This is a genomic window from Paenibacillus sp. AGC31, assembly GCF_057334655.1.
This window is the reverse complement of sequence record NZ_JBHFJH010000008.1, coordinates 19819-28260: the sequence shown is the minus strand read 5'-3', so window position 1 is coordinate 28260 and position 8442 is coordinate 19819. Positions and strand designations below refer to the sequence as shown.

Below are 8442 nucleotides of genomic sequence, written 5' to 3'. Positions count from 1 at the left end.
CCCCCTTCCCGCAGGCGGCGCGCGATGTCCTCGCGCATCCCTGCGGGCTCCACAGCCAGCACGCGCGCAATGCGCTGCAGGCTGTCCAGGTCGCCGGACTCGCTGCCAAAGCAGAGCGAGTCCACAATGCCGGTGCGGTGCAGCAGCGAGACCGCACCGAAGGCAAACCACTCGGCCGGTTGGACCGCGTAGGCAACCGGCAGTTCAAGCACGAGATCGGCGCCTGCGTGCAGCGCCATCTCGGTGCGTGCCCTTTTACCTACGATGGCGGGTTCGCCACGCTGGAGAAAAGGGCCGCTCATGACCGCAACAACGGCGTCTGCGCCGCTTAGCCGCCGAGCTTCCTGCAAATGATAAACATGCCCATTGTGCAAGGGGTTATATTCAACAATGACGCCTACGGCTTTCATGATTAGACGTCCTCCTTTCGATTGGATAACCGAGTATGTATAACATCCATTCCATCATAGGGGATGTCATGTATTAGATCAAATCATGCACCAATTCAGACAAGAAAAAGGCACAAATCCAACATCAACGGATGTCAGACTGTGTGCCTGCAAATCTATTGTATAGTACACATTTTTGATAATCGACGAACGTCCTCTTCACCTTGATAAATCAGCAGGATAGGACACGTACCTATACACTTATACATTAGGAGCTAATCACATTTCACAACGTTTAGACACTTTCCGGTGCGGGAGAAAGACTTGCTTTGGGCCCGAAAAATTCATAATGAATGTTGTCCGCTGCAACACCAAGCGCCTGAAGCTCCGTATACACTGCCCGCATGAACGAAACGGGTCCGCACAGATAATAAGTGGAATCCAGTTCATCGATCACTTGACGAAGCCAGGCCGCATCCATATAACCTTCCTTATGAAAGTGATTGTTCGTACGATCAGAACCCTCAGGTTGAGTATAACAATAATAAGCTTTAACGCCCTGATTACGTTCGGCCAGACTGTTCACATGATCACGGAAGGCGTGAGATTGACCATTCGGACTTGCATGTAAAAATGTAATTGCACGGTTATCGTTCAAGTTAACCAGCGTATTTAACATGCTGATCATGGGCGTTAGACCGACACCACCACTCAGGAGAACAACAGGTCGTTGATCGTCTGCATTTAGCGTGAAGTCGCCAGCAGGAGCGGATATCTCCACCTGACTGCCTTCTTCAATGTGATCGTGTAGATACGTCGAGATAACTCCGTCAGGGCGCTCTAACACACCTCGTTCACGCTTAACGGAAATGCGATAGTGGGGTTTACCCGGGGCATCTGAAAGGCTATACTGACGAATCTGGGTAAATGACTGTGCCTCTGGCTGGATTTTGATGCTGATGTATTGTCCCGGTTCATAACTGGCAATGGACTGACCATCGGCTGGAACGAGATAAAAGGACGTGATGACTTCGCTTTCCTGAACTTTCTTGGCAACTTTGAATGTCCGGAATCCTTCCCAGCCACCTGTCTGGTTTTTCGCTTCTGTATACATATCCTGTTCGATCCCGATAAAGGCGCCTGCAATGACATTATAGGCTTCGCCCCACGCCGTGATAATTTCATCCGTTGCCGCATCTCCAAGCACATCTTTGATGGCTTGAAGCAGATAGGTGCCGACAATCGCATATTGCTCGGGAACGATACCCAGGCTGCGATGTTTATGTGCAACTTGCCGGACGGCAGGCAAGATGGAGGACAGATTATCGATATGAAGGGCGGCGGTGTACACCATATTGGCGAGGGCGGCTTGCTGCCGCCCCTGTTTCTGATTTGTATGATTGAAAATATTCAGCAGTTCCGGATGAGCTGTGAACATCGTTTCGTAGAAGTGGCGTGTGATCGCTTCGCCGTGGACTTCAAGTACGGGGACTGTAGATTTAATGATTCTAATTGTGTGCTCATTTAACATATATTTTCCCTCCCGATATGATATGAAATAGTTGGATAATAAATCGGTCATGGAGCTGATCGTGCCTCGGTTTATAGCAAGTATAGATAGGGAGCAAGTAGGTCTGTGTGATATAGATCACACTAAACGTTAACGAAATGTGACCGATGTTTGCAAGGAACTACAACTAAAATGACGACTTGTAGTTTATCTTGAAGTGAGTCTATAATAGACCAGATGGAGTAAACGGTTCTGAGCCATTGGTTTTAAAAAGGGTGTAAAGTTAAAAGTGTTGACAAACGTCTTGAAAAATCGGTATAATGATTTTTGTTTGTTAAGTCAATTTCATAATACTTTTAACGATGAAGCGTCAGAATACATACAGTCAGGATTTACTGCTTTACAAAAGAAGGCTTGACCTGTATAACTGTCGTGATACGTTTGATACGAATTATGAAATTGGTTTCGTTTGGAGTGATGGAAATGTTAATGCCATTTCGCAAAGTGGCTACCAGTGATGGCCCGCTGAAGTTTAACGAACAGTGGGATATCAAGGAACTGGTTTCTAACCGACAAGATATCACAGCCGTTACCCCGCTGACTGCGGATTTATCTGCAGAATTCAGAGAAGGTGACGTTGTGGATGTTCATGGCAAGCTGACCATAGGAGTGGACATGTTGTGCTCCCGTTGTCTCAAGCCGATCAAGGAACATTTTCATATTGATTTTCATGAGCAATTCAAGCAGGGAAAACAGCCAGAGGGATTACACGAAGACGATGATACGCTCTATGTGGATGGAGATAGCGTTGATCTGAAGGGTTATGCTGAGGAAGCTTTTCTGCTGGATCTTCCGTTTATACCGCTATGCAGCGATACATGCAAAGGGTTATGCCCCAAGTGTGGCCATGAGCTGAACGAAGGTGACTGCGGTTGTGATAACCAGGTTATCGATCCGCGGCTTGCAGGGCTCAAGGATTTTTTTAAATGAGCATGATTGAAAATCGAACATTGTAACAACTACCTGCAAAGGTTGATTTTGATAAGGAGGTGGGAATAATGGCAGTACCTCAACGGAGAACGTCCAAGACGCGTCGCGACAAACGTCGCACTCACTTTAAATTGGCTGTACCGGGCATGGTGAAATGTGAACAATGTGGCGAACTTAAACTTAGTCACCACGTGTGCAAAGTGTGCGGAACGTACAAAGCAAGAGAGATCATCTCTCAATAATAGTTGGACATTAAGTAGCACTTCATTTCGATGAGGTGCTACTTTTTTTGGATTAGAGGGTGGCTATAGAGGGAGTTGGCAGGCATGAAATCCGTGCTTCACAGGGGTGTATTGTTTTTGTTAGGCCAGTCTTTCTTTTTGATACGGGATGAGATATACTATAGTTTAGTACCAGGTTCTAAGATTTGACGTTACATATAGATGAACCATAATCCGTTTGAGAACGACCCTGGTGACCAGGGATGCAACTATAGAAGCAACACGAAAGAATGGTTGAACTGGCCGGACGGGACGGTTCCGTAAACGATACAGCGGGGGGTGTCAGGCATCGAACGTGTACCGAAGAGACAGAGGCAACAGCAGTTAACCAAAATGATAGAAGAGAACCCGTTTGTGACGGATCAGGAACTTACACGCCAATTGAAGGTGAGTATTCAGACGATTCGTCTTGACAGGCTGGAACTTGGAATACCTGAACTTCGGGAACGCATGAAACTGATGGCAGAGCTCTCGTATGATCAGGTACGCTCGTTGCCCTTGCATGAGATTATCGGTGATATTGTGGATCTACAGCTGGATAAAAGCGGGATTTCCCTGTTTGAGATTAAGGAAGAACACGTGTTTTCCAGAACAGGCATTGCACGTGGACACTATGTCTTTGCACAGGCTAACTCCTTGGCTGTAGCGATTATTAATGACGAGATCGCGTTGACTGCATCAGCAGACATTCGCTTTGTCCGTTCGGTTCATTTGGGAGAGAAATGTATTGCAAAGGCTTATGTGAGATCGATTCCGGGTCAAAAGGGCAAAGCCAAAGTGGAAGTATTCACTTATGTAGGTGAAGAAATGGTGTTTCAAGGCAACTTTGTAATCTACCATTCAGGTGGAGAAGACAGCGGAGAAGGAGGTCATTTGGAATGAAAATCGTCATTGATGCCATGGGAGGCGACAATGCACCTGCATCAACGGTAGAAGGTGCGATTGCCGCAGCCACGGAATGGGCGGATACACAGATCGTCCTGATCGGCGATGAAGCCAAGCTGGAACCTCTTTTGAGTCAGTCAGGTGTTAGACCTGCCAATCTTACGGTCCGGCATGCTTCCGAAGTTATTGGTTCGGATGATGAACCCGTCAAAGCAGTGCGTCGCAAAAAGGATGCCTCCATGGTGGTCGCAGGCCGTATGCTGAAAGAGGGCGAAGCGGACGCGATGATCTCGGCGGGCAATACTGGAGCGCTCATGACAGCGGGTTTGCTTGTTGTAGGTCGCATGGCAGGCATTGAACGTCCGGCGCTTGCGCCTATGATTCCAACGATTGATGATGTAGGTGTGCTTGCGCTGGATCTAGGAGCGAATATGGATGCCAAACCGGAGCACCTTGCACAATATGGCCTGATGGGCAGTTTGTATCGGCAAAAAGTACAGGGCATTGAGTCCCCACGAGTGGGCTTGCTCAATGTAGGAACAGAGCCAGGCAAGGGAAATGAGTTAACCAAACATGCATACCCTTTACTGGAACAACTCCCAATTCGGTTTGTCGGTAATGTTGAGGCACGTGATGTGCTGACTGGTGCTTGTGATGTGCTTGTATGTGACGGTTTTGCAGGGAATATCCTGCTGAAATCGCTAGAGGGCACAGCAGGTGCCATTTTCGCCTTGCTTAAGGAACAATTCTCATCTTCTCTCAAAAGTAAACTGGCTGCAGCTGTACTAATGCCTGAGCTGCGTGGGTTGAAACGTAAGCTGGATTATACGGAGCATGGCGGAGCGCCACTCCTTGGTTTGAGTAGACTGGTTGTGAAAAGTCATGGATCTGCTGATGGCAATGCCATCAAAAATGCTGTGCGTCAAGCTCGGATTGCAGTGCAGAATCAGCTGGTAGAGAGCATATCTAAGGAAATTAGCGGGAAGTGAGTGACGATATGAATAATTTGCGCCCAGTAGGGGTTATTGGTACAGGGAAATATGTGCCTGAGAAAATTTTGACAAATAGCGATCTGGAGAAAATGGTCGATACCAATGACGAGTGGATCGTCAGTCGTACTGGAATCAAAGAGCGTCACATCGCTGCACCCGATCAGGCAACTTCTGATCTGGCATACGAAGCGGCTATTAAAGCCCTTGAATCTGCAGGCATGACAGGCAGTGATCTTGATCTGATTATTGTTGCAACCATTACCCCGGATTCTTCGTTCCCATCGACAGCTTGCATCTTGCAGGACAAATTGGGTGCAAAAGGTGCCGCGGCATTTGATCTGTCGGCTGCTTGTTCCGGATTTGTATACGGTTTGGCTAGTGCTACGAGCTTCATCCAAAGCGGTATGTACAACAATGCACTTGTTATTGGTGCAGACTGCTTGTCTCGCATTACGGATTATACAGACCGCAACACATGTGTCCTTTTTGGTGATGGAGCAGGCGCGGTAGTCGTTGGTGAAGTTCCGGAAGGTCGCGGCTTCAAAGCATTCGATCTCGGTGCCGAAGGTGCTGGCGGTAGTCTTCTTCAGATGGAAGGCGGCGGTTCCCGTCTGCCTGCTTCCGCAGAGACCGTTGAAAATAAAAAACATTACATCTACATGAACGGTCGTGAAGTGTTCAAGTTTGCGGTACGTGTCATGGGGACGGCTACCATTGAGGTATTACGCAAGGCTGGCATGGAGCGTACGGATGTGGATCTGTTTGTTCCTCACCAAGCGAATATTCGGATTATCCAATCTGCGATGCAACGACTTGAACTTCCTGAAGAAAAGGTTGTAGTCAACGTGGATAAGTATGCAAACACATCGGCAGCTTCCATCCCGCTTGCTCTGGTAGAAGCTGCGGAGGAAGGTCGCATGAAAGCCGGAGATACCGTTCTGATGGTTGGATTCGGTGGCGGTTTGACATGGGGTGCATCGGTACTCGTTTGGTAAAATAGACATCTGGGAGATGAATGAGATGGGTAAAATAGCATTTGTATTTCCCGGACAGGGATCACAGGCTGTAGGCATGGCCAAGGACGCGTATGAGTCCGTGCCTGCGGCAACTGAAATTTTTCGCACAGCAGATGAAACATTGGGTTTCTCGCTGAGCAACCTTGTATTTGAAGGACCGGAGACCGAGTTGAAACAGACATCAAATACACAACCGGCTCTGTTGACAGCAAGTATTGCCTTGCTTGAAGCTTTCAAAGAAAAAGGAATTCAGCCTGACTATACGGCTGGACACAGTCTGGGAGAATACAGTGCACTGGTGGCAGCGGGCGTTCTTTCGTTTGCTGACGCAGTGAGCACTGTACGGGCACGTGGTCAGTATATGGAACAGGCAGTACCAGGTGGACAAGGAGCGATGGCTGCTGTGTTGGGTGCGGATCGGGAAGCGCTGGGGGTGCTTTGCCGTGACGTATCTGAAAGTGGTCATGCGGTTGAACTTGCCAATATTAATTGTCCGGGACAAATCGTCATTTCTGGTGTGAAGGAGGGCGTAGCTGCTGTCGCGGGACGAGTGAAAGAAGCAGGCGGTAAACGCGCCATTGCATTGGAAGTAAGCGGTCCGTTCCACTCTTCATTGATGAAGGGTGCAGCTGAGAAGCTGGCAGAGAAACTGAAAACCGTTACGTTCTCACCGGCAGCGGTCCCTGTAGTCGCTAATGTGACTGCAAGACCTGCAGAGGATGGACAGGTTCAGGATTTGTTGACAGCTCAGGTCTATTCTCCTGTATTATGGGAAGACAGTGTGACATGGCTTATTGAGCAAGGCGTGGATACGTTCATCGAGATTGGATCTGGCAGTGTATTGACCGGTTTGATTAAAAAAACAGATAAAACCGTAAAATTGTACAATGTGAACAGTATTGAAACGCTCGAAGCAACGGCAAGTGAATTAGAAGGAGTTATATGAGTTAAACTAAACTTTTTACATGAGAACGGAGAGGACAGAAAAAATCTGGGGATAACAGCGATCGGAAGGTTATTCTGTCATCGGAGTGGCAAGTGTAAACATTCTTTGGTTGAACTGATATAGATTTGGGGAAAGGAGGAATGATTATGTCTAAACCATTAGAAGGTAAAAATGCACTCGTTACCGGGGCATCCCGGGGCATTGGGCGCAGTATTGCACTGGCACTTGCTGAAGCTGGAGCGAACGTAGCCGTGAATTATGCGGGTAGTCAAGCGGCAGCTGAGGAAGTGGCGGAAGCGATTCGTGCCAAAGGAGTCAAAGCGATTACACTTCAAGCCAATGTTGGCCTGATGGATGAAGCTGAACAAATGGTCAAAGCTACACTCGAAGCATGGGGAAACGTTGATATTCTGGTGAACAATGCCGGTATTACCCGTGATAATCTGATCATGCGTATGAAAGAGGAAGAATTCGATCAGGTTATTGAAACCAATCTTAAAGGTGTGTTTAACTGCCTTAAGGCGGTTACACGTCCAATGATGAAACAACGGTCGGGAAGAATTATCAATATCTCCTCGGTTGTAGGTGTGCTCGGTAATGCTGGACAAGCAAACTATGTTGCTGCCAAAGCAGGAGTCATTGGGCTGACAAAGGCATCTGCTCGTGAACTGGCTTCTCGTGGAATCACAGTTAACTGTGTTGCACCAGGTTTCATTGAGACAGATATGACAAAAGAGTTGTCCCAGGAGCTGGTGGACGGTATGCTAAGTGGTATTCCGTTGTCCCGTTTGGGTCAGCCGGATGAAATCGCCGGTGTAGTCACTTTCCTGGCTTCACAGGCTTCATCTTATATGACAGGGCAGACGCTGCATGTCGATGGTGGCATGTACATGTAATTCTTCCCGGACTTGAACAATAGTCGGGGAACAGGCGCTGGACGATCCGAAATGCCGGAAAAAGGCCGGGTTCCCCGGCCGGGAGCCGCATATGTCTTCTATGGCATTTTGCCTGCGATTCTCGTATAATACCAAAGAAGGAGGTGAACCGGATGTCCGATGTATTGGAGCGTGTAAAACGCATCGTCGTCGACCGCTTGGGCGCAGACGAAGCTGAAGTTACACTTGAAGCATCTTTCAAAGAAGATTTGGGTGCTGATTCTTTGGATGTAGTGGAATTGGTCATGGAATTGGAAGATGAATTTGATTTGGAAATCTCTGATGAAGATGCAGAAAAAATCACGACCGTAGGTGAAGTTGTAAACTACATACAATCTCATACCTAAAGTCATTTTTAGTCCCGCACATGTTTTCGAACAGGCGGGACTTCTCATCATTCATTGGTTTTTCTCATTCCGCAAGCAGCTCTACTCAAACAGGCCTATCTTGGTTGAATAGATGCCTGTTTGCGGATATTCCCACAAAATACTTGCGTAA

At 47.8% G+C, this 8442-nt stretch carries 10 protein-coding genes; 8 read left to right on the top strand and 2 right to left on the bottom strand.

The features are described from left to right. A partial coding sequence (locus ACE04G_RS05745) for a nucleotidyltransferase family protein (RefSeq protein ID WP_486094238.1) occupies positions 1-410 on the bottom strand: 410 nt, incomplete at its 3' end. Between the two features lie 274 nt (positions 411-684). Beyond that, complete coding sequence (gene hmpA / locus ACE04G_RS05740; RefSeq protein WP_221824204.1) at positions 685-1920, bottom strand: NO-inducible flavohemoprotein; 1236 nt, start codon at positions 1918-1920, stop codon at positions 685-687. Between the two features lie 462 nt (positions 1921-2382). On the opposite strand from hmpA, the gene ACE04G_RS05735 reads away from it, so the two are divergent. The 8 genes from ACE04G_RS05735 to acpP all read left to right on the top strand — a co-directional run bounded on the left by ACE04G_RS05735 (position 2383) and on the right by acpP (position 8291). After that, entirely contained in the window at positions 2383-2889 is a 507-nt protein-coding gene (locus ACE04G_RS05735; RefSeq protein WP_449003857.1) for a YceD family protein, read from the top strand. A 68-nt stretch (positions 2890-2957) separates the two neighbouring features. Continuing rightward, positions 2958-3131, top strand: a complete 174-nt coding sequence (rpmF, locus tag ACE04G_RS05730) for a 50S ribosomal protein L32 (RefSeq protein WP_017689233.1) — start codon at positions 2958-2960, stop codon at positions 3129-3131. Between the two features lie 372 nt (positions 3132-3503). After that, entirely contained in the window at positions 3504-4052 is a 549-nt protein-coding gene (gene fapR, locus ACE04G_RS05725) for a transcription factor FapR (protein WP_047842457.1), read from the top strand. Next, the gene (gene plsX / locus ACE04G_RS05720; protein WP_047842458.1) at positions 4049-5044 is read left to right on the top strand and encodes a phosphate acyltransferase PlsX; all 996 of its coding nucleotides are present in this window, start codon (positions 4049-4051) and stop codon (positions 5042-5044) included. The genes fapR and plsX overlap by 4 nt, the downstream gene beginning before the upstream one ends. Positions 5045-5052: 8 nt before the next feature. Further along, positions 5053-6042 carry a beta-ketoacyl-ACP synthase III gene (locus ACE04G_RS05715; protein WP_091034990.1) on the top strand — a complete coding sequence of 330 codons (990 nt, stop codon included), beginning with the start codon at positions 5053-5055 and terminating at the stop codon, positions 6040-6042. A gap of 25 nt (positions 6043-6067) precedes the next feature. Next, positions 6068-7009: an ACP S-malonyltransferase gene (gene fabD / locus ACE04G_RS05710; RefSeq protein WP_221824202.1), complete on the top strand. Its 942-nt coding sequence runs from the start codon at positions 6068-6070 to the stop codon at positions 7007-7009. A 146-nt stretch (positions 7010-7155) separates the two neighbouring features. Beyond that, positions 7156-7905: a 3-oxoacyl-[acyl-carrier-protein] reductase gene (fabG, locus tag ACE04G_RS05705; protein ID WP_017689228.1), complete on the top strand. Its 750-nt coding sequence runs from the start codon at positions 7156-7158 to the stop codon at positions 7903-7905. A 152-nt stretch (positions 7906-8057) separates the two neighbouring features. Further along, on the top strand, positions 8058-8291 hold the full coding sequence (gene acpP, locus ACE04G_RS05700; protein WP_024630176.1) for an acyl carrier protein: 234 nt from the start codon (positions 8058-8060) through the stop codon (positions 8289-8291). The last annotated feature ends 151 nt before the right edge of the window (positions 8292-8442 follow it).

What these genes read in the sequence shown, in the direction of transcription:
- hmpA (WP_221824204.1), bottom strand. Translation starts at nt 1,920, where the DNA reads ATGTTAAATGAGCACACAATTAGAATCATTAAATCTACAGTCCCCGTA.
- rpmF (WP_017689233.1), top strand. Translation starts at nt 2,958, where the DNA reads ATGGCAGTACCTCAACGGAGAACGTCCAAGACGCGTCGCGACAAACGT.
- ACE04G_RS05735 (WP_449003857.1), top strand. Translation starts at nt 2,383, where the DNA reads ATGTTAATGCCATTTCGCAAAGTGGCTACCAGTGATGGCCCGCTGAAG.
- fabD (WP_221824202.1), top strand. Translation starts at nt 6,068, where the DNA reads ATGGGTAAAATAGCATTTGTATTTCCCGGACAGGGATCACAGGCTGTA.
- fapR (WP_047842457.1), top strand. Translation starts at nt 3,504, where the DNA reads ATGATAGAAGAGAACCCGTTTGTGACGGATCAGGAACTTACACGCCAA.
- ACE04G_RS05715 (WP_091034990.1), top strand. Translation starts at nt 5,053, where the DNA reads ATGAATAATTTGCGCCCAGTAGGGGTTATTGGTACAGGGAAATATGTG.
- plsX (WP_047842458.1), top strand. Translation starts at nt 4,049, where the DNA reads ATGAAAATCGTCATTGATGCCATGGGAGGCGACAATGCACCTGCATCA.
- fabG (WP_017689228.1), top strand. Translation starts at nt 7,156, where the DNA reads ATGTCTAAACCATTAGAAGGTAAAAATGCACTCGTTACCGGGGCATCC.
- acpP (WP_024630176.1), top strand. Translation starts at nt 8,058, where the DNA reads ATGTCCGATGTATTGGAGCGTGTAAAACGCATCGTCGTCGACCGCTTG.